The organism is Bradyrhizobium sp. F1.4.3 (assembly GCF_040548375.1).
In the GTDB taxonomy this organism is placed as follows: Bacteria; Pseudomonadota; Alphaproteobacteria; order Rhizobiales; family Xanthobacteraceae; genus Bradyrhizobium.
In genome coordinates, this window is the sequence record NZ_JBEPRN010000013.1 from 96,335 (window position 1) to 121,777 (window position 25,443).

Genomic DNA, 25,443 nt, shown 5'->3' on the forward strand with positions numbered 1-25,443 from the left:
ACATCATTGCCAACACGCTCCGCTGTCATTGCGAGTGAATTGCTTCGCTGCGCTCGCAAGGACGGAGCCGGTGGCGTCGTCCGGGTTCACTCCGCGGCGTCCTTTTGCTCGTCACTCTGCGCCTCCGGCTCGACCTCCGGCTTCTTCTCCATCCAGCGCGACAGCAGATGGGAGAAGCGGTCGAGGTAGAGATAGACGACGGGGGTCGTGAACAGCGTCAGCGCCTGGCTCACCAGAAGGCCGCCGACCATGGCATAACCGAGCGGCTGGCGGATCTCGGCGCCGGTGCCGCTGCCGAGCATCAGGGGAACGCCGCCAAGCAGCGCTGCCATCGTCGTCATCATGATCGGGCGGAAGCGCAGCAGCGCGGCCTGGCGGATCGACTGCTCCGGCGTCAGATTCTGCTCGCGTTCGGCGGCAATGGCGAAATCCACCATCATGATGCCGTTCTTCTTGACGATGCCGATCAGCAGGATGACGCCGATCAGCGCGATGAGGCTGAAATCGAAGCCGAAGACCATCAGGATCGCGAGCGCGCCGACGCCGGCCGACGGCAGCGTGGACAGGATGGTCAGCGGGTGGATGTAGCTCTCATAGAGCACGCCCAGCACCAGATAGACCACGACGAGCGCGGCGAGGATCAGCATCGGCACGGTGCCGAGCGACTGCTGGAACGCCTGCGCAGTGCCCTGGAAGCTTGTCGAGAGCGTCGGCGGCGCACCCATCTCGCCGACCGCGCGCAGCACCGCATCGGTCGCCTGCCCCAACGCCACGCCGTCCGCGAGGTTGAAGCTGATCGTTACCGCCGGAAACTGGCCCTGATGTGAGATCGCGAGCGGCCGCACCGGCTCGTTGGTCCAGGTGCAGATCACCGAGAGCGGCACCTCGTCGCCGGTCAGCGGCGACTTGATGTAGAGCTTGTCGAGCGTGTCGAGCTTGCCCTGCAAGGCCGGAGTGATCTCGAGCACCACGTGATAGCTGTTGGTCTGGGTGAAGTACTGCGCGACCTGGCGCTGGCCGAACGCATCGTAGAGCGTGTCGTCGATCAGTTGCGGCTGGATGCCGTAGCGCGCGGCGGTGTCGCGATTGATCGCGAGCTGCAGCGTTGTGCCCTCGGTCTGCTGGTCAGTGGCGACGTCGCGAAGCTGCGGCAGCTCCTTCATGTCGGCCAGGATCCTCGGCGCCCATTCGTTCAGCTCGGTGAGATTGGCGTCCTGGAGCGTGAACTCGAACTGGGTGCGGGTGGCGCGGCCGCCCAGGCGCACATCCTGCGAGGCCTGCATATACAGGCGGGCGCCCTCGACCTCGGCCAGCTTCGGCCGCAGCCGTGCGATGATCTGCTGCGCATTGGCGCCGCGCTCCGCGATCGGCTTCAACGTGACGTACATGCGGCCCGAGTTCAGCGCCGTGCCGCCGCCGCCAATGAACATCGCGATCGAATCGACGGCGGGGTCGGCCTGCACGATGGCGTTGAGCTCCTCCTGCCGCCGCTTCATCTCGGCGAAGGAGATGTCCTGCGGCATCTCGGACACCGCGGTCAGGAATCCGTTGTCCTGTTGCGGGAAGAAGCCCTTCGGGATCAGGATGAACAGCACGGCCGAAAGCGCGACGGTGGCGAAGAAGATGCAGAGCGTGACGAGGCTGTGCCGCAGTGCCAGGTCCAGCCCGCGCTCATAGGCGCCGAGCAGGCGCTCGAACATCCGTTCGCTCCACCGATAGAAACGACCGTGCCGAGCCTCGCGATCGGTGCGCAGGAAGCGCGAGGCCATCATCGGCGTCAAGGTCAGCGATACCACGAGAGAGACGAAGATCGCCATCGCCAGCGTCACCGCGAATTCGCGGAACAGGCGGCCGATGATGCCGCCCATCAGCAAGAGCGGGATCAGCACGGCGACCAGGGAGATGCTGATCGAGACGATGGTGAAGCCGATCTCGGCCGCGCCCTTGTAGGCGGCGGCGAGCGGGCTCTCGCCCCTCTCGACATAGCGCGTGATGTTCTCCAGCATCACGATGGCGTCGTCGACCACGAAGCCGACCGCGATGGTCAACGCCATCAGCGAGAGATTGTCCAGCGAATAGCCGAACACCCACATCAGCGAACAGGCCCCGAGCAGCGCCAGCGGCACGGTGATGCTCGGGATGATGGTGGCCCAGAAGCTGCGCAGGAAGATGAAGATCACCATCACCACCAGGGCGATGGTGATCAGGAGCGTGATCTGCACATCGTCGACCGCGGCGCGGATGGTGATGGTGCGGTCGCTGATGATCTTGATCCTGATCGCCGGCGGGATCGCCGCGATCAACCGCGACAATTGAGCTTTGATCCGGTCGACGGTCTCGATGACGTTGGCTCCGGGCTGCTTGAAGATGACAAGGAACACGCCGCGCTTGCCGTCGGCCCAGGCGGCGGTCTTCATGTCCTCGGGCCCGGCCACGGCCTCGCCGATGTCGCGGATCCGCAAGGGCGCGCCATTGCGATAGGCGACGATGATGTCCTTCCAGTGCGCGGCCTCGAGCAGCTGGTCGTTGGCGTAGATGGTATAGGCACGTCTGTTGCCGTCGATGTTGCCTTTCGGGCTGTCCGTGGTCGCGTTCGCGATCTGGTTGCGCACGTCCTCGAGCGACAATCCCTTGGCGACGAGCTTGCCCGGATCGACCTGGACACGGACCGATGGTTTTTGCTGTCCGCCGACGAACACCTGCGCCACGCCGGGAAGCTGGCTGATCTGCTGCGCCAGCTGGGCGTCGGTGAGGTCGCTGACGGTGGTCAGCGGCAGCGTGTCCGAGGTCGCCGACAGGATCATGATCGGCGAATCCGCCGGGTTGACCTTGCGATAGGTCGGCGGTGAAGGCAGGTTCTTCGGCAACTGGCCGCTCGCCGCGTTGATGGCGGCCTGCACGTCGTTGGCGGCGGCGTCGATCAGGCGGTTGAGATCAAACTGGATGGTGATCGATGCCGAGCCGAGCGAACTCGTCGAGGTCATCTGCGTGATGCCTGGGATTTGCGCGAGTTGGCGCTCGAGCGGCTGCGCCACCGAGGAGGCCATGGTCTCCGGGCTGCCGCCCGGAAGCGACGCGGACACCTGGATGGTCGGAAAGTCGACCTGCGGCAGCGGCGCAACCGGCAGCAGCGGGTAGGCGACGAGGCCCACGAACAGGATGCCCGCCATCAGCAGCGACGTGCCGATCGGATAACGGATGAACGGAGACGAGAAGCTCTCTTGCATGCCCTGAAACCATCGACCGGCCAGCGCATCTTCTCCCCGCGCGCGGCGGAGCCACGCCCGAGAGCTCGGGCGCGAATGTGCGTTTCCTTCAGCCCATATGTTCGTTAGTCGTCCCGGAGCGTCGTCGACCCCGGGCCGCATTGTCGACGCGAGACTAGTCCGTTTGCGCCGGCCTGCGAACGGAATCCTTTGCCGGATACTTGCGACCTTTGTCGAAAAGACGCTGCCGCGAGATATGCGTTTCGCGCAGGCCGGAAGCGGCCCGCTCTCGGCCTTTTTTCGCCCGCGGGAGGCCCTGTGTCGTCTTTTCGAACGCGTGTCACAAGCGGGAGAGGTATGACAGGGAACGATCGCTTCTCCAGCCGCGTTGTGCCATATCGAATTGGCATGACATCAGCCTTCGCTACCGATTCGAGGAATTTTTCGATGCGCCTACCGCTCCTGATCATCATGGCGATCGCCACGCTGCCAGCTGTGGCGCCGGCAAGTGCCCAGACTTACGATCCGCGCTATCCGGTGTGCATGCACGTCTATACGTCCGGTGGTCGGGGCGGTGGCGGCGATTATTACGACTGCTCCTTCACCTCGCTCCCGCAGTGCCACGCCACGGCGTCGGGCCGCTCCGCAAGCTGCGACCTCAACCCCTATTATGCCTTCAACGAACCGCCGCCGCCACCGCCGCGCCGGCGGCACAAGAAGGTGAACTGACGATTGGCGATGCGACGTCCGGCAGGCATCTTTACGCGTCGCTCACTCGGCCTGATCGTGACCGTCGGTACATTGCTGGCGGCCAGGCCGTCGTATGCGCAGACCTTTGATCCCCGTTATCCCGTCTGCATGCACGTCTATTCCGGCGCGAGCGGTGGCGGCGGCGAATGGTACGACTGCTCCTTCACCTCGCTGCCGCAGTGCCACGCCACGGCCGCAGGCCGCGCCGCGAGCTGCGATCTCAATCCCTATTATCCCGTGAACGCGCCGCCACCGCGCTGGCATCGCAAGAGAGGCGGTTAGCCAACGCCACCAGTGGCCGCGGCGCCAGCCGCGCGCGCGGCGAGGTAGCCTTGCATGTGTTGCAAGGACAGCTCCGGCCCGATGTGGGAGAGCTCGGTCGCGACCGCCTCCGCGGCGTGGGCGGCAGGACCCGCCACGCGCGCGAACATGTCGCGCTCGTAGCTGCGGACTGCCACGCCCCAATCGTTGTGCTCGATGAGAAGCCGACCGAGCTCCGCGCCATCGAGCATCGCCATGTTGACGCCGTCGCCGCCGAAAGGCGACATCACGTGCGCGGCGTCACCGAGCAGCGTCAGCCCGGCCCGATTCGGCCAATGATGGCCGACCGGCAGCGCATGGATCGAGCGCGCGGCCAGCGAGTCATTGCTGGCGCGAATGAGGTCGAGCAGTTCTGGCGCCCATCCCGCAAATTCGGCGATGAGCCGCGTGCGGACCGCGGAGGGTGATGCGAAATCGAAGGTCCTCACCGCCCAGTCTGCCGGGACACGGAATATGGCGTAGCCACGGAGATGCGCGTTGGCATTCCGCTGCACGATCATGCCGCGCCCGTTGCCCTCCGCTCCGAGCTTGCCGCGCCCGACCAGCGCGGCGAGCGCAGGGTGGCGCGCGTCCGCATCGTCGATGCCAAATTCGATGAAAGTGATGCCCGTGTATTGTGGTTCGTAAGCCGACACCAGCGGGCGCACGCGCGACCATGTGCCATCAGCGCCGACCACGAGGTCGAATGGTCCTTCGGTCGTGGTCTCGAATAGGAGCGCGAATGTGCCGTCGCTTGCAGGAAGGACCTCGCGCAGTGCGCGGCCCCAGTGAATCGTGCCCTTGGGCAGCGAGGCAAGCAAGATCTCCCTGAGCGCCGTGCGGTCGACTTCGGGTCGGTCGGCGTCGGCAGAATCGTCGTCGGCGAACAGCAATGTGCCGTGCTTGTCGTAGAGACGACTGCCCTGATCCTCGTAGCGGGCGATACGGCGGAATTCCGCTTCGAGCCCGGCGCGCTTCAGCGCCAGCTGGCCGTCATCCACGTGCAGGTCGAGCGTACCGCCCTGCGGACGCTCCAGCGCGTGCGTCTCCTTTTCGAAGACGGATGCGGCGATCCCGGCGCAATGAAGGATGCGGGCGAGCGTCAGGCCGCCGGGGCCTGCGCCGATGATGGCGATACGGGGACGCGAGACCATGGACAGACTCCTCAAAGTCAATTATATAGGCTCCTATATATTAAATATAGGTCCCTATGCAATGACGGATTCGAGGACGGGAGGCGGAGCCGCAGCGGCGGCTGACGAGCCGAGCGCCGTACCTGACAATGAATGGGAGTTGTTGAACACACCGGCGCCGCTCATCAACATGGCCTCGCGCGGCCTGATGCGCCTTGCCGAGCGTCGCCTGAAGCCATTCGGCGCCAGTGCCGGCCAGCTCCCGGTCTTCTATTTGCTGCGCGATGGCGGCGCGATGTCGCAGCGGGACCTGGCCCGGCTGGCGCGGATCGAGCAGCCCTCGATGGCGCAGACGCTTGCGCGCATGGAGCGCGACGGCCTGGTCCGCCGCGTGCCCGACCCGAAGGATGGCCGCAGCAGCCTGGTCTCGCTGACAAGGAAGGCGCTGGCGAAGATGCCGGCGTTACGCGAGGCGTTGCATGCCGGTCGTGCCGAACTGGTCGAGGGATTCAGCGAAGCGGAAGTCGCAACGCTGTGCGACCTCTTGCAGCGTCTCAATCGCAATCTGGAGCGCGGAGTCACCAGCGAGATCGCCGAATAGCCCCGCCTGCTCCGGCCGAAGAGCAGCGTTCGCCACTATTCCTTCTTGATCCCCGACAGCTCCACCACCTTGCGCCAGCGGTCGGTTTCTGCGGTCAGCATGCCGCCGAACTCGTTGGCATTGCCGTGTAGCGGGATCGCGCCGACATCGGCGATGCGGCCCTTGATCTCGGCGTCGGAGAGAGCTGCGTCGATCTCGCGATTGAGGAGATCGACGATCTCGCGCGGCGTGTCGCGCGGGGCACCGACGCCGTAGAACGAACTCGTCTGGTAGCCGGGAAGCGTGTCCGCGATCGGGGGTACGTCCGGCAAGATCTCCGAGCGCTCGCGAGTAGTGACGCCCAGCGCGCGCAGCTTGCCGGCGCGCACCAGCTCGAAGGACGAGGTGACGTTGTCGAACATGCCCTGGATCTGGCCGCTCATCACGTCGGTCAGTCCCGGCGCCGAGCCGCGATAGGGCACGTGGGTGAACTGCACGCCTGCCAGCGACTTGAACAACTCGCCGGACAGATGCAGCGAGGTGCCGATGCCGGAGGAGGCGATCGACATCTTGCCGGGATTGGCCTTGGCGTAGGCGATGAAGGCGGCGACGCTCCTCACCGGAAGATCGTTGTTGACGACCAGCACCAGTGGAATGCGCGCGACGCCCGCCACCGGTGCGATGCCCTTGGCGAAATCATACGGCAGCGCTGGGTCGAAGGAGGCGTTGATCGCGTTCGCGGTCGACGTGAGGAGCAGTGTGTAGCCATCCGGCGCAGACGCAATCACCGCCTGCGTACCGATATTGCTGCCGGCGCCCGGCTTGTTCTCGACGATAAAAGTCTGGCCGAGCCGATCTGACAGGCGCTGGCAGATCAGCCGCGACAGCACGTCGGTGGCTCCGCCCGGCGCATAAGGCACCACCCATTTCACACTGCGCAAGGGATAGGACGGGTTGCCTACGGCAAAGGCACGCGGTGCGACGAACGCGGCTGCGGCGCAGGCGGCGGTTTGAAGGAAACGTCGCTTGGTGATCATTATCACCTCCAGTTCACTCGTCCGTAAGCGGGGAGAGGCACACGCGCAGCGCCCCAATGACTGGATTTGCTATCGCAAGAATTGCGCCAAGCCGCACGCCGTTCCCGTCGGCTTGGTAAAGGATGACTGGAGTTAATCAGGAGCTAACCGAGTTTTACCTTGTCTCTTAACACCTGGGCAGGGCACGCGGGCTAAGCTGCCGGAACCAGCAGACATGGCCCCGAAAGAATGAACGGCATGACCACCGGCGTCATCGAGCAGCCGAAAGCGGCGCGCGCGCCCTCGGCCTCAAAGATCTGGCTGAAGGCGATCGAGCTCACCGCGCGGATCGAGACGTTGCCGGGCCGGTTGTTCGCCGACGTCGTCGACGACTGGGCGCGGCGCCAGCCCGATCGCACCGCGCTGGTCATGGACGACGCAAGCCTCGATTACGAAAGCCTGTCGAAGCGCATCAACCGCTACGCGCGCTGGGCGCACTCGGTCGGTGTGACCAAGGGCGACACCGTCGGCCTGATCATGCCGAACGGCATCGACTATGTCGCGGCGTGGCTCGGCATCAGCCGTGTCGGCGGTGTGGTCGCGCTGATCAATACAAAGCTCGTGGGGCAGTCGCTCGCGCATTGCATCGATCTCGCCCAGCCCTCGCACATCATCGTCGCGCATGAATTGGCGGAGATGTTGGAGAGCGCAGCGTCGCATCTGAGGACAGAAGCAAAGGTCTGGACCCACGGTGACGCTCGCAGCGAGCGCGCCATCGACGTCGCGCTGGCCGCGCTCGACGACGGGCCGCTCTCGCCGGAAGAACATGGCGACGTCACTATCAATGACCGCGCGCTGCTGATCTACACGTCCGGTACCACCGGCCTGCCGAAGGCGGCCAGCATTAGCCATCGCCGCATCCTCAACTGGGGTTTTTGGTTCGCCGGCCTCACGGACGCATCGCCGCAGGACCGGCTTTACGATTGCTTGCCGCTGTTCCACTCGGTCGGCGGCATCGTTGCGCCATGCAGCATGCTGGCCGCCGGCGGCTCGGTGGTGATCGCGGAAAAATTCTCGGCCTCGAATTTCTGGCCCGACATCGTGCGGCACGACTGCTCACTGTTCCAGTATATCGGCGAGCTCTGTCGTTATCTGCTGAAGGCGCCGCCGTCGGAATACGAGAACCGCCATCGCCTGCGGCTCGCCTGCGGCAACGGCCTGCGCGGCGACATCTGGGAGGATTTCCAGGGGCGCTTCGCCATTCCCCGTATCCTCGAATTCTATGCCGCGACGGAAGGCAATTTCTCGCTGTTCAATGTCGAGGGCCACGCGGGCGCGATCGGCCGCATCCCGCCGCTGCTCGCGCATCGCTTCCCTGCAAGTCTCGTCAGGCTTGATCCCGACGAAGGTGCGCCGCTGCGCAATGAAGATGGACTCTGCATCGCTTGCGCACGTGGGGAAGCCGGCGAAGCGATCGGCCGCATTGGCACGGCTGACCAGGGCGGTGGCCGCTTCGAGGGCTACACTGATGCTGGCGAAACCGAGAAAAAAGTCCTGCGCGACGTCTTCGCCAAGGGCGATGCCTGGTTCCGCACCGGGGATCTGATGCGGCTCGACGACAAGGGCTTCTTCCACTTCGTCGACCGCATCGGCGACACCTTTCGTTGGAAGGGTGAGAACGTCGCGACCTCGGAGGTCAACGACGCCGTGCGCGATCTCACCGGCGTGGTCGACGCCGCCACCTACGGTATCAGCATCCCCGACACCGACGGCCGCGCCGGCATGAGCGCGATTGTCGTTAACGAAGGCTTTGATATCACAGCACTGCCCGCGCATCTCGCGCAGCGCCTACCGACCTATGCCCGCCCGGTCTTCATTCGCATCTCGCGCGAGCTCGATGCGACCGAGACGTTCAAGCAGAAAAAGGGCGAGCTTGTGCGCGAGGGATTTGATCCCGGCGCGATCGCCGATCCGCTGTTCATGCTCGACCCGAGGTCCGGCGCCTATGTCGCGCTCTCGTCGGAGGCTTATGCGCAAATCATCGACGGTGCGATCAGGCTGTAGCCGCAGCAAAATCCGGAGATAGGTCCAATTTTATCTGAATTGTCCAAGAGGCCATTTACTTCTGTCCGGTAAACAAGCGGCCATGGGAGGCGGTCATCAAGAGCCGCCTTAAGAAAAACGATCGACTAACAAAGCACGAGGCGAGCCAGCCATGTCGGTAAGATCCAGGGTTATTGAAGCGATCCAACAGATCGCCAAAGAGCAGCACGTCACGATTCCCGAACTCTCGGACGATTTGTCCCTGCACGAGACGGGCTTCGACTCGCTTGCCTTCGCGATCCTGGTGGCGCGTCTCGAGGACGAGACCGGCGTCGATCCCTTCACCATTTCCGAGGACGCGGCGTTCCCCGCCACCGTGGGCGATTTCGTGCGGGCCTACGAAAATGTCCCCGCGTGAGATCTTTGCGCTTCGTGACCATCTCGGCGTGGAGCTGAAGGGCCGCACGCTGTCGGATGCGCACGATGTCGTGTCGTTGACCGACATCCTGTCGCAGACCGTCCTGTGCGGCCGCCTGCGTGAGTTGTCCGGCCGCGCCGTGCTGCTCAAGCTGTCCGACCAGCTTCGATCCGGCCTTGCGATGATCGAGCTCGACGGCATCGCCCGTCGCATGCTGTTGTGTCCGCCGGATCTCAATCCGGCGCATCTGGACGCGCTGATCGCTGATGCCGGGATCGATGCCGTCGTCACCGACGAGCCCGATCGCTGGGCCGATACCGGCGTCGCGCTCATCGTCACTGTACAATTGCCGCTCGTATCAACGGTGCCCGCGCAAACCGAGCGCGCCACTGAATGGCTGATGCTGACTTCTGGCACCTCGGGCGTGCCGAAAATTGTCGGCCATACCCTGGTAGCGCTCACCGGTGCGATCGTCGCCGAAGGTCCCGCGCGCGGACCGGCGCCAGTTTGGGCGACGTTCTACGACATCCGTCGCTATGGCGGCCTGCAAATCTTCCTCCGCGCGGTTCTCTCCGGCGGTTCGATGGTGCTGTCGGACCCGCATGAGGCGCTTGCCGATCACGTCGCCCGGCTGAACGCGCGCGGTGTTTCGCATATCTCCGGCACGCCCTCGCACTGGCGCAAACTCCTGATGAGCGGCTCGGCCGCGCAATTCGCGCCGCGCTATGTTCGTCTCTCCGGCGAGATCGCCGACCAGGCGGTGCTTGATGGGTTGAAGGCGGCGTTCCCGGAATCGTCGGTTGGCCACGCTTATGCCTCGACGGAGGCCGGCGTCGGCTTCGCCGTCAATGACGGGCTGGAAGGTTTTCCGGCTGACTATCTCGGCAATCGCAACGGCGTCGAGATGAAAGTTGTCGACGGTTCGCTCCGCATTCGTTCGAGCCGCACGGCGCATGCCTATATCGGCCGCGACGCGGCCGCGCTCACCGACAATGACGGGTTCGTCGACAGCGGCGACATCGTCGAGCTGCGTGGCGATCGCTATCATTTCGTCGGCCGCCGCGGCGGCATCATCAATATCGGCGGACTGAAGGTCCATCCCGAGGAGATCGAAACGGCGATCAACCGTCATCCCGACGTGCGGATGTCGCGGGCGAAATCGCGGCGCAGCCCGATCACCGGCGGCATCGTCGTCGCGGACGTGATCCTGGCCGACGGCACCGATCCGGCGCGGGCGAAGGAGATCCGCGACCAGATCCTGGGTCAGTGCCGTGCGCAGCTCGCGTCCCACAAGGTGCCGGCGGTGATCCGCTTCGTCGAGGCGCTCGACGTTACCCCGGCCGGCAAACTGGCGCGCACCGATGCATAATGTCCTCGTCACCGGCGGCAGCCGCGGCATTGGGCTCGCGATCGGCAAGCGCCTGGTGGACGCCGGCTACAACGTGATCGCGGCGGCGCGGCGCGAGAGCGAGGAGCTCGAGGCCGCGATCGCCGAATCCGAAGGCCGCCTGCATTTTCGCGCCTGCGACCTCGCCGTGATCGACGCGATCCCGGCCTACGCCAAGCTGGTGCGAGACGAATTTGGCGCGATCTACGGCCTCGTCAACAATGCCGGCCTCGGCACCGAAGGCCTGCTCGCCACCATGCACAATTCCGAGATCGAGGCATTGGTGCAGCTCAACGTGCTGTCGCCGATCATCCTCACCAAATATGTCGCGCGGCAGATGATGGCGGATGGTGCGGGTCGCATCATCAACATCTCATCCATCATTGCGACCACCGGCTACAATGGGCTCTCGGTCTACGGCGCGACCAAGGCTGCCGCCACCGGCTTCACCCGTTCGCTCGCGCGCGAGGTCGGCAAGCTCGGCATCACCGTGAATGCAATCGCGCCGGGCTTCATCGACACCGAGCTCACCCACAATCTCTCCGATGAGAGCCGCAAGCGCATCGCCGGCCGCAGCGCGCTGCGTCGCCTGCCGGAGACGGACGACGTCGCGCGCATGGTGGAATATTTGCTCGGCGAGGGCGGCCGCAACGTAACCGGCACCGTGTTTACGATCGATGCGGGGAACACGGCGTAGAGCGGAACTCCGCCGCCACAATTGAGTTGACCGGGCTCAATGACATCAAGCCGGATTTGGTCGTAAGATGCCCCGCAATCGATTGGGTTACGTCAATCGATCTGCCCTAATCGAGAGGGAGCAGCATGGCCATTTCAAACATGACCGCTTCGAGTCACGACCGGACGTCTACAGAGCAATCTCACGCGAAGCCGGATGACGTCCGCTGCCCGCCGATGTCGCATCAGAATTCCGGCGATCACGGCCACGAAATGTATCCGCAGCAATTCGTGCGGCTGGTCGGCTGTCACGACGCGCCTGCATCCGCGCCGCGCAAGCGTCAGGACGAGAAGCTGCACTAGCGCGCCTCCCCGGACATTGCTGACGAACAGTGCTGGGCCGGCTGGCCCTCGCCGGCATCTTGTTGTCATCCCCCATTTCAGACAATGATGCGTCGTCGTTCGGGCGAGCCGGCAGGCGAACCCAGATCGATCCCGCCCCGTATCTGTTCTCGTGCAAAACCAGACCGGCTCCTGCGATGACAGCCGCAACTTTTTATGGCGCCATTCCCGTCTTCCGCGGCTTCACCAGCCTGATGGACCCCGTGCTCTATTCGCCGTTGCCGGATGACTGGAGCATCGGCGTTGCCGATATCGTCGATTCCACCAAGGCGATTGCGGCGCAACGCTACAAGGCGGTCAACATGGCCGGCGCCGCGGTGATCGCGGCGGTGACGAATGCGCTGGAGGGACGGGAATTCCCCTTCGTGTTCGGCGGTGACGGCGCGAGCTTTGCGGTTGCGCCTGGTGATCTCGAATTCGCCCGCGCGGCGCTGGCCGCGACCGCGACCTGGGTGCGGGAAGACCTCGATCTGAAGATGCGAGTCGCGCTGGTGCCGGTGAGCGCCATCCGCGCGCAGGGCCTGGATGTGCGCGTCGCACGCTTCGGTCCGTCGGCCAACCTGTCTTACGCGATGTTTTCCGGCGGCGGGCTGAACTGGGCCGATGCCGCAATGAAGCGCAGCGAGTTCGCCGTCCCTGAAGCGCCTGCCGGTGCACAGCCCGATCTCTCCGGCCTGTCCTGCCGCTTCGAGGTGATCCCGGCCTCGCGCGGACTGATCCTGTCGGTGCTGGTGGTGCCGGCACGCAGCGCCGATCCGCCGGCGTTCCGAAAAGTGATCGAGGACATCATCCATCTCGTCGAGCGCAGCCCGGATTCCGGGCGTCCCGTGCCGTCGGAGGGGCCGCCGCTGAAATGGCCGCCGCAAGGACTGGACTATGAGGCAAGGGCGACGCGCGGCGGGCCGCTGTTCAAGCGTCGCGTCGGCGTCCTTGTCTACACGCTATTCGCCTATCTGATCATGCGCTTCGACATCAAGATCGGCGGCTTCGCGCCGAAGACCTACAAGCAGCAGGTGGTCGAGAACTCCGACTTCCGCAAATACGACGACGGCTTGCGCATGATCCTCGACTGCACGCCACAGCTCGAGCGTTCCTTGAGAACTCGTCTTGAAGCCGCGGCGCGCGACGGCGTCGTGCGCTATGGCCTTTACCAGCAGGATGCCGCGATGATGACCTGCTTCACGCCCTCGGCGCTGCGCAGCGACCATGTGCACTTCATCGACGGTGCACGCGGCGGCTACGCCTCGGCGGCGACGGCACTCAAGGCGATGCTGGTGTGAGATGATTCTCGTGCCCCGGACGCAGCGCTGCACTCCCGGCGATGCGAAGCATCGTCCGGTGTGATGCGCTGCAGAGCTGGGGCCCATTGTGACGTGGGTCCCGGCTCTGCGCAGCAGCGCAAGCGCTGCAGCGCATCCGGGACACCAGACTTGGTTATGGCCCCGCGCGCGTCCAGGTCTCGCCGCCGCAAAGCGCGCCGACGCAGCCTTCGACCCGCAGCGACTCCGCACCCGTCACCGTGACGCTGCTCGCATAGGTGCTGCCGTCATCGGCATTGTAGATCTGGCCCGACCATTTGTTGGGGCCTCCGGGCTGCATGCCGCTGAACAGCGGCAATCCGATCATCGGGCGCCTGGCGAGCGCAGGATTGGGGTTCTTGCTGTCGGTCGCGGGTTGGCCGGTCGTGGTGTCGGTGGGCTCCCGCAGCCAGACGATGACGCCGCAGATGCCGCCGCCGCACTTGCTGATCTTGACGCGCGCATCGCCCGCCTGGGTCAGCCAGGTCCCGCTCGCATCAGCGCTTTGCGCATAAGTGGCATTCGCACCAAGCAGCGCAGCCAGAAGGACGGTGAGAATGGCGAATCTGGAAGTCATGGAGAGTGCCCCGGAATGGAGGCGCCTCCAATAGCAGCATGTCAGGATAGTGCAACGCTTGATGGAATCACATTCCTGCGCTCATTTGCCCCAGCAGAAACAGCTGGCCTCACCAGGGCAGGCCGCACAGGTCTATGGTGCCGAGCGTGGGCGCGCGGGCGATGTCGAACACATAGGGCGCCATGTGGCTGAAGCGGACCCGTCCCTCCGGCTGCTCGCAATAGACCTCGCCGGTGAAGGCGTGCCAGTTGCGGGCCTCGTAGAAGGCGACATTGTGCGGCTCGCAGAACAGGATCGCGAAGCGGACCGCCTCGTTGGCGCGCATGGTGTGCACAGCCGCGTCGATCGCCATCGTCGCGTAGCCGCGGCCGCGCCGGTCTTCACGCGTGCAGACGCCGCCGATGCCGCCGACGTGAACCTTGCGGCCGTTCCAGGTGGCGGTGCGGAAGTAGATGCCGACATGGCAGACGAGGCCGTCCTCGGGCGTCTCGATCAGCACGCGCAAATCGGCATGGGCCCACATGATGTGACCCCAGGGCTGCTTCTCGACCCTGTGGCGCGGCCAGACCGCGCTATGCAGCGGCTCCGCCAATGACCACGAGGCGTCGCCGTTCAAAATGTCGATCTCGATGCTCATGGCTCTGTCTTTCGCATCCTGGCTGCGTGGTGCATTCGTTCTGTCATAAGCACTTCAAAGGCAATGATATTTTGCGGCGACATCGGCTTGCCTGCTGCGGAGTTGTGCATTCCGGCCATGCTTCGCATCACGGCTTTTCGCAAATTGCCGGTATTTAACGGCGACGGAACCTTCTATAAGGGAAGACCGTTAGAACGTTCCCCACCAGTTGCGGACAAGAACCCATGACATTCACGCTGCCCCCCCTTCCTTACGCCTATGACGCCCTCGGGCAATTCATGTCGAAGGAAACGCTGGAATTCCACCACGACAAGCACCATCAGGCCTACGTCACCAACGGCAACAACGCGCTCAAGGGCACCGAATGGGAAGGCAAATCCCTTGAGGAGATCGTCAAGGGCTCGTTCGGCAAGAACCCCGCGGTGTTCAACAATGCCGGCCAGCACTACAACCACATCCACTTCTGGAGCTGGATGAAGCCCAGTGGCGGCGGCACCAAGCTGCCGGGCAAGCTCGAGAAGAAGATCAACGAGGACCTCGGCGGCTTCGAGAAGTTCAAGACCGACTTCCAGGCGGCCGGCGTCGGCCAGTTCGGCTCCGGCTGGTGCTGGCTCCAGGTCAAGAACGGCAAGCTCGAAATCGCCAAGACCCCGAACGGCGAGAATCCGCTGGTGCACGGCGCCAGCCCGATCCTCGGCTGCGACGTCTGGGAGCACTCCTACTACATCGACTATCGCAATCGCCGTCCGGACTATCTGAAGGCGTTCGTCGAGAACCTCGTGAACTGGGAATACGTCGAGTCCCTGTTCGACAAGGCCTGAGTTAGCCGCCTCGGGACGACGAAATCGAGAAAGGCGGTCGCATGCGGCCGCCTTTTTGCTGACCGAACCAGCCCTGCGCCGTGCGCGCATCGGCCTGTGATCGTTCCGTTTGCATCAACTGCGCGGCACCCTTAATCAGAACGGGCATTCCTTCCACTCGATCCAAGCCCGTTGTCAGAACCTTCCCCGAAAGACCCGGCGCCTGCCGAGGACGTGGACTCCGAGCCGCGGCCGGGGCGGGCGCGCAAGCCGATCGGCTGGTCGACGATCATGATCGCGGCACTTGTGGCGGTGAGCGCGGCGCTGGTCTGGCGGCGTGACGGCACCGACGGCGTTCTCGATATTCTGACCCACGATCTCTCGCTGTTCGGCGGCATTCTGCCGCGCGTGCTCGCCGGCTGCCTGCTGGGTGCATTCATTTCGGAGATTCTGCCGCACGAAAAGGTCTCGCGCTCGCTTGGGCCGAAATCCGGGCTGAAGGGCCTTTTGATCGGCACCGCCTTCGGCGCAATCCTGCCGGGCGGGCCCTTCACCGCCTATCCGGTGGCGAGCGCGCTGCTCGCGGTCGGCGCGGATTTCGGCGCCACCATCGCCATGGTCGTGAGTTGGACCCTGATCGGCTATGGCCGGGCGGTCGCCTGGGAAATCCCGATCATGGGCACCGACTTCACGCTGTGGCGCATCCTGATCTCGTTGCCGTTGCCGGTGCTCGCCGGCGCGCTCGGCCGCTTCGTCTATGTCCGGATCTATCCGAAGCCGCTCGCGAAGGACGACGAGACGTGAGTGCCGCGCTTCTGATCGACATCCTGCTGTGGGGTTCGGTGTTCGGCGTCGGTCTGATCGCCTTCCGCCGTGGCCCTCCGGTGTTCAAGGCTTCGCTCCGCGAAGGCTCGATGGACTTCATCAACATCGTGCCGCGGATTGCGCTCGGCGTGATCGGTTCCGGCTACATCGCCGCGATCATCCCGCAGGAGGTGATCACCGGCTGGCTCGGCCCGGATAGGGGCTGGCTTGGGGTTGCGACCGCCGTGGTCGCCGGCGCTGCCACGCCCGGCGGGCCCGTGATCGGCTTCTCCATCGGCACGGTGGCGCTGAAGTCGGGCGGCGGGGTGCCGCAGGTGGTTGCCTATGTCGTCGCCTGGGCGCTGTTCGCCTTCCAGCGGGTGATTTTGTGGGAAATCCCGTTCATGCCGGCCCGTTTCGTCTGGTTCCGCTGCGCGGTTTCGGTGCCATTCCCGTTCGTCGCCGCCGCCATCGCGATGGTGATCGGCAAGCCCTGACCCGGGCGTGGACAGGCGTAATGTTATAATATAACGTCCCCGAATGGTTCCCGCCGCGTCCCACGCCCACAATCACGACCACGACCAATCCCATGTCCATGCCCGCGGGCATTCGCACGGGCACGACCACAGCCACGCCCATGTCCACGATGCGACGTCGCCGCATCCGGCGCAGGCGGCGTCCTGGTCGATCCTGCACATGACCATGGTCGCGCGCCTTTCGGCCGCGGTCGCCGTCTGCGCCGTGCTCTGGGCCGTGGTCTGGCTGGCGATGAGGTGACCATGGCGGCCGTGCACTTCCACAACGTCACGCTCGGCTATGACCGTCATCCGGCCGTGCACCACCTCAACGGCGAAGTCGCCTCCGGCGCGCTGGTCGCGGTGATCGGCCCGAACGGCGCCGGCAAGTCGACGCTGCTGCGTGGCATCGTCGGCATCCTCAAGCCGCTCGACGGCAGCATCCATCTCGCCGGGCTCGACTCTCGCGATATCGCCTATCTGCCGCAGAGCGCCGAGATCGATCGCAGCTTTCCGATCTCCGTTTTCGATTTCGTCGCCTCCGGGCTGTGGCGCGCGACAGGCCTGTTCGGCGGCATCGGCAAGGCTGCGCGGGACAAGATCCTGCGTACGGTTGCAGCGGTCGGCCTCAACGGTTTCGAGAACCGTCCGATCGGTACGCTCTCGGGCGGTCAGATGCAGCGCGTGCTGTTCGCGCGCGTGCTGCTCCAGGACGCGAGGCTGATCGTGCTCGACGAGCCCTTCAACGCGATCGACAGCAAGACCACGGCCGATCTGCTTGCGCTGGTGAAGCACTGGCATAGCGAGGGCCGTACGTTGCTCGCCGCGCTGCATGACATGGAGATGGTGCGCACGCATTTCAGCGAGACGCTGGTGCTGGCGCGCGGCCCCGTGGCCTGGGGACCGACGGCAGAGGTGCTGACGCCGGAAAATTTGATGGTCGCGATGCGGATGTGCGAGGCCTTCGACGACAGCGCCGCGGCCTGCGCGGCCGACGATGCCCGCTCGCGGGCAGCGTGACATCCGATGATCTATGACGCGCTGATCGGCCCGTTCACCGAATTCGAGTTCATGCGGCGGGCGCTCGCTGCCGTCATCGCGCTGTCGCTCGCTGGTGCGCCGATCGGCGTGTTCCTGATGCTGCGGCGGATGAGCCTCGTCGGCGACGCCATGGCACATGCGATCCTCCCGGGGGCGGCAATCGGGTTCCTGCTCTCCGGCCTCAATCTGTTCGCGATGACTGCCGGCGGCCTGATTGCCGGCTTTGCCGTCGCGATCCTCGCCGGTGTGGTTTCGCGCTCGACCGGGCTGAAGGAGGATGCGTCGCTTGCGACCTTCTATCTCGCCTCGCTGGCGCTTGGCGTGACCATCGTCTCGATCAGGGGCACCAATATCGACCTCTTGCACGTGCTGTTCGGCAACATCCTTGCCATGGACGACCAGACGCTGCTGGTGGTCGCCTTCAACGCCACGGTCACGCTGCTGGTGCTCGCAGTGATCTACCGCCCGCTGGTGATCGAGAGCGTCGATCCCTTGTTCCTGCGCACCGTCAGCCGCGCCGGGGGGCCTGCGCATCTCGCCTTCCTCGCACTGGTCGTGATCAACCTCGTCAACGGCTTTCAGGCGCTCGGTACGCTTTTGGCGGTCGGCCTGATGATCTTGCCGGCGGGCATTGCACGGTTCTGGTCGCGCGATCTGACGGTGATGATCTGCATCGCGGTCGTTGCCGCGGCGGTGTCCGGCTATGCGGGCCTGGTGCTGTCGTTCCAGACGCGTGTGCCCTCTGGCCCCGCGATCATTCTCGTGGCGACGATGCTCTACATCGTCTCCGTCCTGTTCGGCCGCGTCGGCGGTATCGTCAGGCAGATGTTTCCCGGCCGGCATCTGGAAGCGTGACCGGCGATGCGGCGTATCCTGCTTTGTGTACTCCTGCTGATCGCGTCGCCGCTGCACGCCGCGGAGCGGCTCAACGTCGTTGCAAGCTTCTCGATCCTCGCCGATTTCGCTCGCACGATCGGCGGTGACCGCATCAATCTGACGACGCTGGTCGGCGCCGACAGCGACGTGCACGTCTACACGCCGGCACCGGGCGACGCGAAGCGGATCGCGGACGCGAAGCTCGTCATCGTCAATGGGCTGGGCCTCGAGGGCTGGCTGCCGCGGCTGGTCCAGTCCTCGGGCAGCAAGGCGACGATCGTGACCGCGAGCGCCGGTATCGCGCCGCTGAAACTCGGCTCGGCTGCGGACCCTCACGCCTGGCAGTCCGTCCCGAACGCGAAAATCTATGTGACCGATATCGCCAACGCGCTGGCTGCGGCGGACCCGGATGACGCCGAGTTCTTCCGCGCTCAGGCCAAAGCCTATCTGGACAAGCTCGAAACGCTCGACCGCGAGGTCCGCGAGGTCGTAGCCAAAATCCCGCCGGAGCGGCGCAAGGTGATCTCCACCCATAACGCCTTCGGCTATTTCGCCGCCGAATACGGCATCCAGTTCATCGCCCCGCTCGGGGTCTCCACCGAAACCGAGCCCAGCGCGCGGGATATCGCAGGGATCATCGGCCAGATCAGGGCCCAAAAAATCCCGGCCGTATTCCTGGAAAACATCAGCGACGACCGGCTGATCCGGCGGATTGCGGCCGAGACCGGCTCAAAGGTCGGCGGGACGCTGATTTCGGACGGTTTGACCGGCGAAAAGGGGCTCGCCCCCACTTACATTGACATGGTCAGGCACAATATAAAGGCGCTGACCAGCGCGCTTGACCACTAGGGCAGGGGGCCACCCCGCCTCGCGTCGCGCGACAAGCCCGATGTCGGAGTAGTTATGTCTGAAGCGACTTCCACCAAGATTCCTGAGAAGATTCCCGTGACCGTCCTGACCGGCTATCTCGGCGCCGGCAAGACCACGCTGTTGAACCGCATCCTGTCGGAAAACCACGGCAAGAAATACGCCGTCATCGTCAACGAATTCGGCGAGATCGGCATCGACAACGACCTCATCATCGGCGCCGATGAGGAAGTGTTCGAGATGAACAACGGTTGCATCTGCTGCACCGTGCGCGGCGACCTCGTGCGCATCATGGAAGGCTTGATGAAGCGCAAGGGCAAGTTCGACGCCATCATCGTCGAGACCACGGGCCTTGCCGATCCGGCGCCGGTCGCCCAGACCTTCTTCGTCGACGAGGACGTGCAGAAGAATGCCCGGCTCGATGCGGTCGTCACGGTCGCCGACGCCAAATGGTTGTCCGACCGGCTCAAGGACGCGCCCGAAGCCAAGAACCAGATCGCCTTCGCCGACGTCATCGTGCTGAACAAGACCGATCTCGTCACCAAGCCTGAACTTGCCGAGGTCGAGGCCCGCATCCGCGCCATCAACCCCTACGCCAAGCTACACCGCACCGAGCGCTGCTCGGTCGCCTTGGCCGATGTGCTCGATCGCGGCGCTTTCGACCTCGACCGCATCCTCGACATCGAGCCGGACTTTTTGGAGGTCGACGATCATGGCCACGACCATGATCACCACGACCACGATCATCACCACCATGATCACGGCCACGGCCTGAAGCATTATCACGACGAGGACATGCAGTCGCTCTCGCTCAAGACCGACAAGCCGCTCGATCCGAACGTGTTCATGCCCTGGCTCCAGAACCTGGTGCAGGTCGAGGGCGGCAAGATCCTGCGCTCCAAGGGCATCCTGTCGTTCCACGACGATGACGACCGCTACGTTTTCCAGGGCGTCCACATGATGCTGGAGGGCAACCACCAGCGGAAGTGGAAGGACGGCGAGCCACGCCAGAGCCGCCTCGTCTTCATCGGCCGCGAATTGCCCGAAGAGCTCATTCGCACGGGCTTCGAGAGCTGCATCGTCTCGTGATGAAAGAGTTTACGCCGGCTCCCGATTCACCTTCGATCGTCTCCGTCACCGATCGCGTCAAGCCGGTCGCGCTCGGGATGGGCGTGACGTCAGTCCACTTCCTTGGCGACCGCGCCGCCTTTGTCGGCGGTGAGGAGAGTGTCGCCTTCGTCGATGCCAATGCCGAGATCAGCAAGGTCGCGGTGCACAGCGGCGGCATTCTCTCGACGGCCTCCGACGGCAAGCGCCTCGTGATGGGCGGCGACGACGGCAAGGTTGTCTCGCTCGACGCCAAGGGCGAGGTGACGCTGCTCGCGACCGACCCAAAGCGGCGCTGGATCGACGCGGTGGCGCTGCATCCGGACGGCGCCTTCGCCTGGTCGGCCGGCAAGTTCGCGTTCGTCAAGAGCGGCAAGAACGAAGAGAAGTCGATCGAGGTACCCTCGACCGTCGGTGGCCTTGCGTTCGCGCCGAAGGGGCTGCGGCTCGCGATCGCGCATTACAACGGTGCGACACTGTGGTTTCCCAACATGGCAGCGGGCGCCGAATTTTTGCCGTGGGCCGGTTCGCATCTCGGCGTCACCTTCAGCCCGGACAACAAATTCCTGGTCACCACCATGCATGAGGCGGCGCTGCATGGCTGGCGGCTTGCCGATAACCGCCACATGCGCATGACCGGCTATCCCGGCCGCGTCCGTTCGATGTCCTGGAGCGCGGGCGGCAAGGCGCTGGCGACCTCGGGCGCCGACACCGTCATCCTGTGGCCGTTCGCCAGCAAGGACGGCCCGATGGGCAAGGAGCCCGCGATGCTCGCGCCGCTGCAGGCGCGCGTGTCGGTGGTCGCCTGCCATCCCAGGAACGACATCTTTGCCGCCGGCTACAGCGACGGCACCGTGCTGATGGTGCGTCTGGAAGACGGCGCCGAGATTCTGGTCCGCCGCAACGGTACTCCGCCCGTGGCCGCGCTGGCCTGGAACGCCAAGGGCACCCTGCTCGCCTTGGCTGATGAAAATGGGGACGGCGGCGTTCTGGAGCTTTGATCTGTCATCGTTCTGACCGTATAGGGGACCATGCGGTTCCTGACGACCTTCCAACTCGCTGATTTCGCCGACACGCTGGTCAGCCTGTTCACCGCCTTCGTGCTGGGCACGCTGATCGGCGCCGAGCGGCAATACCGGCAGCGCACCGCTGGCCTGCGCACCAACGTGCTGGTCGCGGTCGGCGCCGCCGCCTTCGTCGATCTCGCCATGCATCTGACCGGTGCCGACGGTGCGGTCCGGGTGATTTCCTATGTCGTCTCCGGCATCGGCTTCCTCGGCGCCGGCGTCATCATGAAGCAGGGCATGGACGTGCGCGGGCTCAACACCGCGGCGACACTGTGGGCCTCGGCTGCCGTCGGCTCGTGCGCAGGGGCCGACATGGTCGCGCAGGCAGCCGCGCTCACCGTGTTTGTTATCGCCGGCAACACGTTGCTGCGCCCGCTGGTGAACGCGATCAACCGCATTCCACTCAATGAGAAGACCTCGGAGGCGACCTACTACTTCAAGCTCGCGGTTGCGCCGGACACCGTGCCTGACATGCGCGACCGGCTCGTCGAGAAGCTGGAGGGCGCGCAATATCCGGTGGCCGATATCGACGTGGTCGAGACCGGGGACGATTTGATCGAAATCGTCGCAAAGCTGGTCGCGACCGCGGTCGATCCGAACGAGTTGAACGCGGTGGCGACCGATCTCCAGCACCTGCCGGGCGTGCGCCACGCCACCTGGGAAGTCAGCACCACGGATTGAGCGCGGCGGTTTGGCGCGCGGGCTTGGGGTTCCCGCCGGAACCGCGGTGGCGCAAATTCGTTGATCTCGCGAACAAACGCGGTGATCGACATGCCCGGCACGAACGACAAACGCGGACTTCGACGAGACCTCCTGATCGCCTCCACGCTGTTCGCAGCAGGCGTTGTGGTCTCGGGCCTCTCGCTGGTGCAGATCCGTGCCGAGAGCCGGGTGCAGACGGCGCAGGCGACGCAGCCGCTCCAGGGCACGCCATCCGACGACCAGAACAAGATGCCCGCGGAAGCCAAGCCCGGCGGCGAGCGTCCGACCACGCCGGCGCCCGAGCCTGCGCGTCCCGATCCGCAGACCCAGGGCGCGGCCACCAAGCCCGCGCTGCCGCAGGCGCCTGCCGAGAAGGTCGCGCCGCCGATCAAGGAGAAGTAGTTTTCTCCGTCATTCCGGGGCGCGCGGAGCGCGAGCTATGATGCGCAATTGCGCATCATAGAATCCATTGATCCGCAATCTCTGAGGCCTGATGGATTCCGGGCTCGCGCCAGGTGGCGCGCCCCGGAATGACCAGTCGAGAGAGCCGGCCTCAGCGCACCAGAATATTCCGGAACTGCCAGGGATCGCTGGTATCGATATGTTCCGGAAACAGTCCCGGACGATCCGTCAGCGGCGTCCAGTCGGTGTAGAAACCCTTCACCGGGCCGAGATACGGCATCTGGATTTCCAGCAGACGATCGAAATCCATCTCGTCGGCTTCGACGATGCCTTCGTTCGGGTTTTCCAGCGCCCACACCATGCCGCCGAGCACGGCGGAGGTCACTTGCAGGCCGGTGGCGTTCTGATAGGGCGCGAGCTTGCGGGTCTCTTCGATGGAGAGCTGCGAGCCGTACCAGTAGGCGTTATTGTCGTGGCCGAACAGCAGCACGCCGAGCTCATCGATGCCGTCGACGATCTCGTTCTCGTCGAGGATGTGGTGCTTTTCCTGCATCTTCGCGGCGCGGCCGAACATTTCGTGCAGCGACAGCACGGCATCGTCGGCCGGGTGATAGGCATAGTGGCAGGTCGGCCGGTAGACCGCCGTGCCCGATGCGTCACGCACCGTGAAATAATCGGAGATCGAGATCGACTCGTTGTGGGTGACGAGGAAGCCATATTGCGCGCCGCGGGTCGGGCACCAGGTGCGCACGCGCGTGTTGGCGCCGGGCTGCATCAGATAGATCGCGGCGCCGCAGCCAGCTTCGTGGGTACGCGCATTCTCGGGCATCCATTTTTCATGGGTGCCCCAACCGAGTTCGGACGGCTGCACGCCTTCCGACAGAAAACCTTCCACCGACCAAGTATTGACGAAGACATCCGGCTCTTTCGGCGACTTGGAGCGCTGGGTGTCGCGTTCGGCGATGTGGATGCCCTTGATACCGGCCTGCCGCATCAGGTCCGCCCACTCGGCCTTGGACTTCGGCTTGGGGGCATTGAGCTTCAGATCGGCGGCGACGTTGAGCAGCGCCTGCTTGACGAAAAAGGAGACCATGCCGGGATTGGCGCCGCAGCAGGAGACGGCCGTCGTCGAGCCCGAGGGGCGCGCCCTCTTGGCGGCCAGCGTCGCTTCGCGCAGGGCGTAGTTGGAGCGCGCTTCCGGGCCCTTCGAGGCATCGAAGTAGAAGCCGAGCCAGGGCTCGTTGACGGTGTCGATGTAGAGAGCGCCAAGCTCGTTGCAGAGCTCCATGATGTCGGTCGAGCCGGTATCGACCGAGAGATTGACGCAAAAACCCTGGCCGCCGCCTTCGGTGAGCAGCGGGGTCAGCAATTCCCGATAATTGTCCCTGGTCACGGCCTTCTGGATGAAGCGCACATTCTGCCTCTCGCAATGCGCCTTGCGGCCTTCGTCCTTGGGATCGATCACGGTGATGCGCGACTTGTCGTAATCGAGATGCCGCCCGATCATCGGCAACGTGCCTTTGCCGATGGAGCCGAAGCCGACCATGACGATGGGACCAGTGATCTTCGCGTAGATCTGCGAGGGGGGGCTCATGGGATGGTTTCTCCGGAACGTGCTGGCGGACAAAGGGTGGGTGGATCAGGCGCTGCGGCGCTTGGCGGTCGCTTCGATCTCGACCTTCATCTCGGGCTTGTAGAGCGCCGAGACGACGAGAAGCGTTGCCGCCGGACGGATGTCGCCGAGGACTTCGCCGCAGACCGCGAAATGGGCGTCTGCGTCCTTGGCGTCGGTGAGGTAGTAGGTCACGCGGACGATGTCGGCCATCTCGAATCCGCCCTCCTTCAGGGCCGCTTCGATGGTCTTGAAGCAGTTGCGTGACTGGCTGGTGACACCGGCCGGCATCGTCATCGTCGTGTAGTCATAGCCGGTGGTTCCCGCGACGAACGCGAACTCGCCGTCGATCACGGCGCGGCTGTAGCCGGCGGTCTTCTCGAAGGGGGAGCCGGTGGAGATCAGGCGACGGGACATGGGTTCGGCCTCGACTGAAAATTGGTGTTTCTCGGGGTTAAAGGGCGTTTCCGGGGCCTGCGCAACCCCAAAGGAATAAAGCTTAGCGCGGACGCGGCCGGGCGTTGCCGCTCAATGCGGCTTCGGTCATCGCCATCATGGCAATCCCTTAGGCCGCGTGCGCCTGGAGGGCGCGAACTACCCTCCGTTTGGAAAGGACCGCGCCGGTCGGGACGATCATCCCCTCGGCGCCATCCAGTGCGCCGGCCTGGAATTCGATCGCCAGCAGGCGGTCGCACTCGAACGGGCCGGGCAGCGACAGCGCGCCGGTCTTCTCGGGCGAGAAGCCGAAGCGGGCATAGTAGGGGGCGTCGCCGAGCAGGATCGCGGCGGCATGCCCGCGTGCCCGGGCGGCGGCCAGCGCTTGTTGCATCAGCGTGGCGCCGATCCCGAGCTCGCGGCAGGCAGGATCCACCGCCAGCGGTCCGAGGACCAAAGCGGGCCTGCCTCCGGCGCTGACGTGCCACAACCGCACGGTTCCCACGAGCTTCCCCTCGTGCATCGCCGACAGGGCAAGGCCTGCAGCAGGCGCACGTCCGTCGCGCAGGCGCTGGCAGGTGCGGTCATGGCGGTTCTCGCCAAAGCAGGCATCCAGCAGCGCTTCACGGGCGGCGACGTCGGCAGCACGTTCCGCACGGATCGCGAACGGAGCAGCTTTCGAAGTGAGGGCGACTTGTGGCTTCCGAAAAGCAGTCATGGCGCGTCAGTCCCCGCTTGAACGGATGTGCCCGATGGGCACGCCGGTCCAAGACGTCGTCAGAAATCGAAAATG

Annotated in this window: 28 protein-coding genes; 20 read left to right on the forward strand and 8 right to left on the reverse strand. The window is 64.8% G+C overall.

Annotated features, from left to right (window positions below):
• Positions 1-86: 86 nt before the first annotated feature.
• On the reverse strand, positions 87-3,227 hold the full coding sequence (locus tag ABIB73_RS27395) for a multidrug efflux RND transporter permease subunit (RefSeq protein ID WP_354229016.1): 3,141 nt from the start codon (positions 3,225-3,227) through the stop codon (positions 87-89).
• Between the two features lie 426 nt (positions 3,228-3,653).
• On the opposite strand from ABIB73_RS27395, the gene ABIB73_RS27400 reads away from it, so the two are divergent.
• Together ABIB73_RS27400 and ABIB73_RS27405 are read left to right on the forward strand one after the other, a co-directional pair.
• Complete coding sequence (locus ABIB73_RS27400; protein WP_354229018.1) at positions 3,654-3,935, forward strand: DUF3551 domain-containing protein; 282 nt, start codon at positions 3,654-3,656, stop codon at positions 3,933-3,935.
• Positions 3,936-3,944: 9 nt separating this feature from the next.
• Entirely contained in the window at positions 3,945-4,238 is a 294-nt protein-coding gene (locus ABIB73_RS27405; protein ID WP_354229019.1) for a DUF3551 domain-containing protein, read from the forward strand.
• Here ABIB73_RS27405 and ABIB73_RS27410 read toward each other — a convergent pair.
• Positions 4,235-5,410, reverse strand: coding sequence for an FAD-dependent oxidoreductase (locus ABIB73_RS27410; RefSeq protein ID WP_354229021.1), 1,176 nt, complete (start codon positions 5,408-5,410; stop codon positions 4,235-4,237). The two genes, ABIB73_RS27405 and ABIB73_RS27410, sit on opposite strands and share 4 nt — an antisense overlap.
• 169 nt (positions 5,411-5,579) lie before the next feature.
• Between ABIB73_RS27410 and ABIB73_RS27415 the strand changes: the two genes are divergently transcribed.
• On the forward strand, positions 5,580-5,990 hold the full coding sequence (locus tag ABIB73_RS27415) for a MarR family winged helix-turn-helix transcriptional regulator (protein WP_354229196.1): 411 nt from the start codon (positions 5,580-5,582) through the stop codon (positions 5,988-5,990).
• A 35-nt stretch (positions 5,991-6,025) separates the two neighbouring features.
• Here the strand turns inward: ABIB73_RS27415 and ABIB73_RS27420 are convergent, their stop codons facing one another.
• Complete coding sequence (locus tag ABIB73_RS27420; protein ID WP_354229023.1) at positions 6,026-7,006, reverse strand: Bug family tripartite tricarboxylate transporter substrate binding protein; 981 nt, start codon at positions 7,004-7,006, stop codon at positions 6,026-6,028.
• A gap of 228 nt (positions 7,007-7,234) precedes the next feature.
• Between ABIB73_RS27420 and ABIB73_RS27425 the strand changes: the two genes are divergently transcribed.
• The 6 genes from ABIB73_RS27425 (at position 7,235) to ABIB73_RS27450 (ending at position 13,190) form a co-directional block, all read left to right on the forward strand.
• Entirely contained in the window at positions 7,235-9,049 is a 1,815-nt protein-coding gene (locus ABIB73_RS27425) for a long-chain-acyl-CoA synthetase (protein ID WP_354229025.1), read from the forward strand.
• Between the two features lie 151 nt (positions 9,050-9,200).
• A complete protein-coding gene (locus tag ABIB73_RS27430) occupies positions 9,201-9,446 on the forward strand; it encodes an acyl carrier protein (protein ID WP_354229026.1) in 246 nt (81 codons plus the stop codon).
• Entirely contained in the window at positions 9,433-10,815 is a 1,383-nt protein-coding gene (locus tag ABIB73_RS27435) for a class I adenylate-forming enzyme family protein (RefSeq protein WP_354229028.1), read from the forward strand. The genes ABIB73_RS27430 and ABIB73_RS27435 overlap by 14 nt, the downstream gene beginning before the upstream one ends.
• Entirely contained in the window at positions 10,808-11,530 is a 723-nt protein-coding gene (locus ABIB73_RS27440) for an SDR family NAD(P)-dependent oxidoreductase (protein WP_354229030.1), read from the forward strand. Before ABIB73_RS27435 ends, ABIB73_RS27440 begins: the two co-directional genes overlap by 8 nt.
• A gap of 125 nt (positions 11,531-11,655) precedes the next feature.
• Complete coding sequence (locus ABIB73_RS27445; RefSeq protein ID WP_354229032.1) at positions 11,656-11,871, forward strand: hypothetical protein; 216 nt, start codon at positions 11,656-11,658, stop codon at positions 11,869-11,871.
• Between the two features lie 176 nt (positions 11,872-12,047).
• Positions 12,048-13,190, forward strand: coding sequence for a DUF3095 domain-containing protein (locus tag ABIB73_RS27450; RefSeq protein ID WP_354229034.1), 1,143 nt, complete (start codon positions 12,048-12,050; stop codon positions 13,188-13,190).
• 154 nt (positions 13,191-13,344) lie between these two features.
• Here the strand turns inward: ABIB73_RS27450 and ABIB73_RS27455 are convergent, their stop codons facing one another.
• Both ABIB73_RS27455 and ABIB73_RS27460 read right to left on the reverse strand, forming a co-directional pair.
• Positions 13,345-13,785, reverse strand: coding sequence for a DUF2147 domain-containing protein (locus tag ABIB73_RS27455; RefSeq protein WP_354229036.1), 441 nt, complete (start codon positions 13,783-13,785; stop codon positions 13,345-13,347).
• 109 nt (positions 13,786-13,894) lie between these two features.
• Entirely contained in the window at positions 13,895-14,422 is a 528-nt protein-coding gene (locus ABIB73_RS27460) for a GNAT family N-acetyltransferase (RefSeq protein ID WP_354229038.1), read from the reverse strand.
• 224 nt (positions 14,423-14,646) lie between these two features.
• On the opposite strand from ABIB73_RS27460, the gene ABIB73_RS27465 reads away from it, so the two are divergent.
• The 11 genes from ABIB73_RS27465 to ABIB73_RS27515 all read left to right on the forward strand — a co-directional run bounded on the left by ABIB73_RS27465 (position 14,647) and on the right by ABIB73_RS27515 (position 22,603).
• Positions 14,647-15,243: a superoxide dismutase gene (locus ABIB73_RS27465; RefSeq protein WP_354229040.1), complete on the forward strand. Its 597-nt coding sequence runs from the start codon at positions 14,647-14,649 to the stop codon at positions 15,241-15,243.
• 171 nt (positions 15,244-15,414) lie between these two features.
• The gene (locus ABIB73_RS27470; RefSeq protein WP_354229042.1) at positions 15,415-16,026 is read left to right on the forward strand and encodes a permease; all 612 of its coding nucleotides are present in this window, start codon (positions 15,415-15,417) and stop codon (positions 16,024-16,026) included.
• Positions 16,023-16,523, forward strand: a complete 501-nt coding sequence (locus ABIB73_RS27475) for a hypothetical protein (protein ID WP_354229044.1) — start codon at positions 16,023-16,025, stop codon at positions 16,521-16,523. The genes ABIB73_RS27470 and ABIB73_RS27475 overlap by 4 nt, the downstream gene beginning before the upstream one ends.
• Positions 16,524-16,566: 43 nt before the next feature.
• Positions 16,567-16,803, forward strand: a complete 237-nt coding sequence (locus ABIB73_RS27480; RefSeq protein ID WP_354229046.1) for a hypothetical protein — start codon at positions 16,567-16,569, stop codon at positions 16,801-16,803.
• A gap of 2 nt (positions 16,804-16,805) precedes the next feature.
• Positions 16,806-17,561: a metal ABC transporter ATP-binding protein gene (locus ABIB73_RS27485; RefSeq protein ID WP_354229048.1), complete on the forward strand. Its 756-nt coding sequence runs from the start codon at positions 16,806-16,808 to the stop codon at positions 17,559-17,561.
• A gap of 6 nt (positions 17,562-17,567) precedes the next feature.
• Positions 17,568-18,437 carry a metal ABC transporter permease gene (locus tag ABIB73_RS27490; RefSeq protein ID WP_354229050.1) on the forward strand — a complete coding sequence of 290 codons (870 nt, stop codon included), beginning with the start codon at positions 17,568-17,570 and terminating at the stop codon, positions 18,435-18,437.
• Between the two features lie 6 nt (positions 18,438-18,443).
• Positions 18,444-19,307 (forward strand): metal ABC transporter solute-binding protein, Zn/Mn family, encoded by an 864-nt coding sequence (locus tag ABIB73_RS27495; protein WP_354229052.1) that lies wholly within the window; start codon positions 18,444-18,446, stop codon positions 19,305-19,307.
• A gap of 54 nt (positions 19,308-19,361) precedes the next feature.
• Positions 19,362-20,414, forward strand: a complete 1,053-nt coding sequence (locus ABIB73_RS27500; protein WP_354229053.1) for a CobW family GTP-binding protein — start codon at positions 19,362-19,364, stop codon at positions 20,412-20,414.
• Positions 20,414-21,433, forward strand: a complete 1,020-nt coding sequence (locus ABIB73_RS27505) for a WD40 repeat domain-containing protein (protein WP_354229198.1) — start codon at positions 20,414-20,416, stop codon at positions 21,431-21,433. Before ABIB73_RS27500 ends, ABIB73_RS27505 begins: the two co-directional genes overlap by 1 nt.
• Before the next feature lie 30 nt (positions 21,434-21,463).
• Positions 21,464-22,180 (forward strand): MgtC/SapB family protein, encoded by a 717-nt coding sequence (locus ABIB73_RS27510; protein WP_354229055.1) that lies wholly within the window; start codon positions 21,464-21,466, stop codon positions 22,178-22,180.
• 90 nt (positions 22,181-22,270) lie between these two features.
• Positions 22,271-22,603 (forward strand): superantigen-like protein SSL4, encoded by a 333-nt coding sequence (locus tag ABIB73_RS27515; RefSeq protein WP_354229057.1) that lies wholly within the window; start codon positions 22,271-22,273, stop codon positions 22,601-22,603.
• A gap of 151 nt (positions 22,604-22,754) precedes the next feature.
• On the opposite strand, the gene ABIB73_RS27520 is transcribed toward ABIB73_RS27515, so the two are convergent.
• The 3 genes from ABIB73_RS27520 to ABIB73_RS27530 form a co-directional block, all read right to left on the reverse strand.
• Positions 22,755-24,197 (reverse strand): homospermidine synthase, encoded by a 1,443-nt coding sequence (locus ABIB73_RS27520; RefSeq protein WP_354229059.1) that lies wholly within the window; start codon positions 24,195-24,197, stop codon positions 22,755-22,757.
• A gap of 45 nt (positions 24,198-24,242) precedes the next feature.
• Complete coding sequence (locus ABIB73_RS27525; protein WP_354229061.1) at positions 24,243-24,632, reverse strand: RidA family protein; 390 nt, start codon at positions 24,630-24,632, stop codon at positions 24,243-24,245.
• 148 nt (positions 24,633-24,780) lie between these two features.
• A complete protein-coding gene (locus ABIB73_RS27530) occupies positions 24,781-25,368 on the reverse strand; it encodes a GNAT family N-acetyltransferase (protein ID WP_354229062.1) in 588 nt (195 codons plus the stop codon).
• Positions 25,369-25,443 lie beyond the last annotated feature (75 nt).

Bases quoted from the DNA above. Each gene is read 5' to 3' on its own strand.
- ABIB73_RS27395 (WP_354229016.1), bottom strand. From the start codon at position 3,227: ATGCAAGAGAGCTTCTCGTCTCCGTTCATCCGTTATCCGATCGGCACG.
- ABIB73_RS27400 (WP_354229018.1), top strand. From the start codon at position 3,654: ATGCGCCTACCGCTCCTGATCATCATGGCGATCGCCACGCTGCCAGCT.
- ABIB73_RS27405 (WP_354229019.1), top strand. From the start codon at position 3,945: ATGCGACGTCCGGCAGGCATCTTTACGCGTCGCTCACTCGGCCTGATC.
- ABIB73_RS27410 (WP_354229021.1), bottom strand. From the start codon at position 5,410: ATGGTCTCGCGTCCCCGTATCGCCATCATCGGCGCAGGCCCCGGCGGC.
- ABIB73_RS27415 (WP_354229196.1), top strand. From the start codon at position 5,580: ATGGCCTCGCGCGGCCTGATGCGCCTTGCCGAGCGTCGCCTGAAGCCA.
- ABIB73_RS27420 (WP_354229023.1), bottom strand. From the start codon at position 7,006: ATGATCACCAAGCGACGTTTCCTTCAAACCGCCGCCTGCGCCGCAGCC.
- ABIB73_RS27425 (WP_354229025.1), top strand. From the start codon at position 7,235: ATGAACGGCATGACCACCGGCGTCATCGAGCAGCCGAAAGCGGCGCGC.
- ABIB73_RS27430 (WP_354229026.1), top strand. From the start codon at position 9,201: ATGTCGGTAAGATCCAGGGTTATTGAAGCGATCCAACAGATCGCCAAA.
- ABIB73_RS27435 (WP_354229028.1), top strand. From the start codon at position 9,433: ATGTCCCCGCGTGAGATCTTTGCGCTTCGTGACCATCTCGGCGTGGAG.
- ABIB73_RS27440 (WP_354229030.1), top strand. From the start codon at position 10,808: ATGCATAATGTCCTCGTCACCGGCGGCAGCCGCGGCATTGGGCTCGCG.
- ABIB73_RS27445 (WP_354229032.1), top strand. From the start codon at position 11,656: ATGGCCATTTCAAACATGACCGCTTCGAGTCACGACCGGACGTCTACA.
- ABIB73_RS27450 (WP_354229034.1), top strand. From the start codon at position 12,048: ATGACAGCCGCAACTTTTTATGGCGCCATTCCCGTCTTCCGCGGCTTC.
- ABIB73_RS27455 (WP_354229036.1), bottom strand. From the start codon at position 13,785: ATGACTTCCAGATTCGCCATTCTCACCGTCCTTCTGGCTGCGCTGCTT.
- ABIB73_RS27460 (WP_354229038.1), bottom strand. From the start codon at position 14,422: ATGAGCATCGAGATCGACATTTTGAACGGCGACGCCTCGTGGTCATTG.
- ABIB73_RS27465 (WP_354229040.1), top strand. From the start codon at position 14,647: ATGACATTCACGCTGCCCCCCCTTCCTTACGCCTATGACGCCCTCGGG.
- ABIB73_RS27480 (WP_354229046.1), top strand. From the start codon at position 16,567: ATGGTTCCCGCCGCGTCCCACGCCCACAATCACGACCACGACCAATCC.
- ABIB73_RS27485 (WP_354229048.1), top strand. From the start codon at position 16,806: ATGGCGGCCGTGCACTTCCACAACGTCACGCTCGGCTATGACCGTCAT.
- ABIB73_RS27490 (WP_354229050.1), top strand. From the start codon at position 17,568: ATGATCTATGACGCGCTGATCGGCCCGTTCACCGAATTCGAGTTCATG.
- ABIB73_RS27495 (WP_354229052.1), top strand. From the start codon at position 18,444: ATGCGGCGTATCCTGCTTTGTGTACTCCTGCTGATCGCGTCGCCGCTG.
- ABIB73_RS27500 (WP_354229053.1), top strand. From the start codon at position 19,362: ATGTCTGAAGCGACTTCCACCAAGATTCCTGAGAAGATTCCCGTGACC.
- ABIB73_RS27505 (WP_354229198.1), top strand. From the start codon at position 20,414: ATGAAAGAGTTTACGCCGGCTCCCGATTCACCTTCGATCGTCTCCGTC.
- ABIB73_RS27510 (WP_354229055.1), top strand. From the start codon at position 21,464: ATGCGGTTCCTGACGACCTTCCAACTCGCTGATTTCGCCGACACGCTG.
- ABIB73_RS27515 (WP_354229057.1), top strand. From the start codon at position 22,271: ATGCCCGGCACGAACGACAAACGCGGACTTCGACGAGACCTCCTGATC.
- ABIB73_RS27520 (WP_354229059.1), bottom strand. From the start codon at position 24,197: ATGAGCCCCCCCTCGCAGATCTACGCGAAGATCACTGGTCCCATCGTC.
- ABIB73_RS27525 (WP_354229061.1), bottom strand. From the start codon at position 24,632: ATGTCCCGTCGCCTGATCTCCACCGGCTCCCCCTTCGAGAAGACCGCC.
- ABIB73_RS27530 (WP_354229062.1), bottom strand. From the start codon at position 25,368: ATGACTGCTTTTCGGAAGCCACAAGTCGCCCTCACTTCGAAAGCTGCT.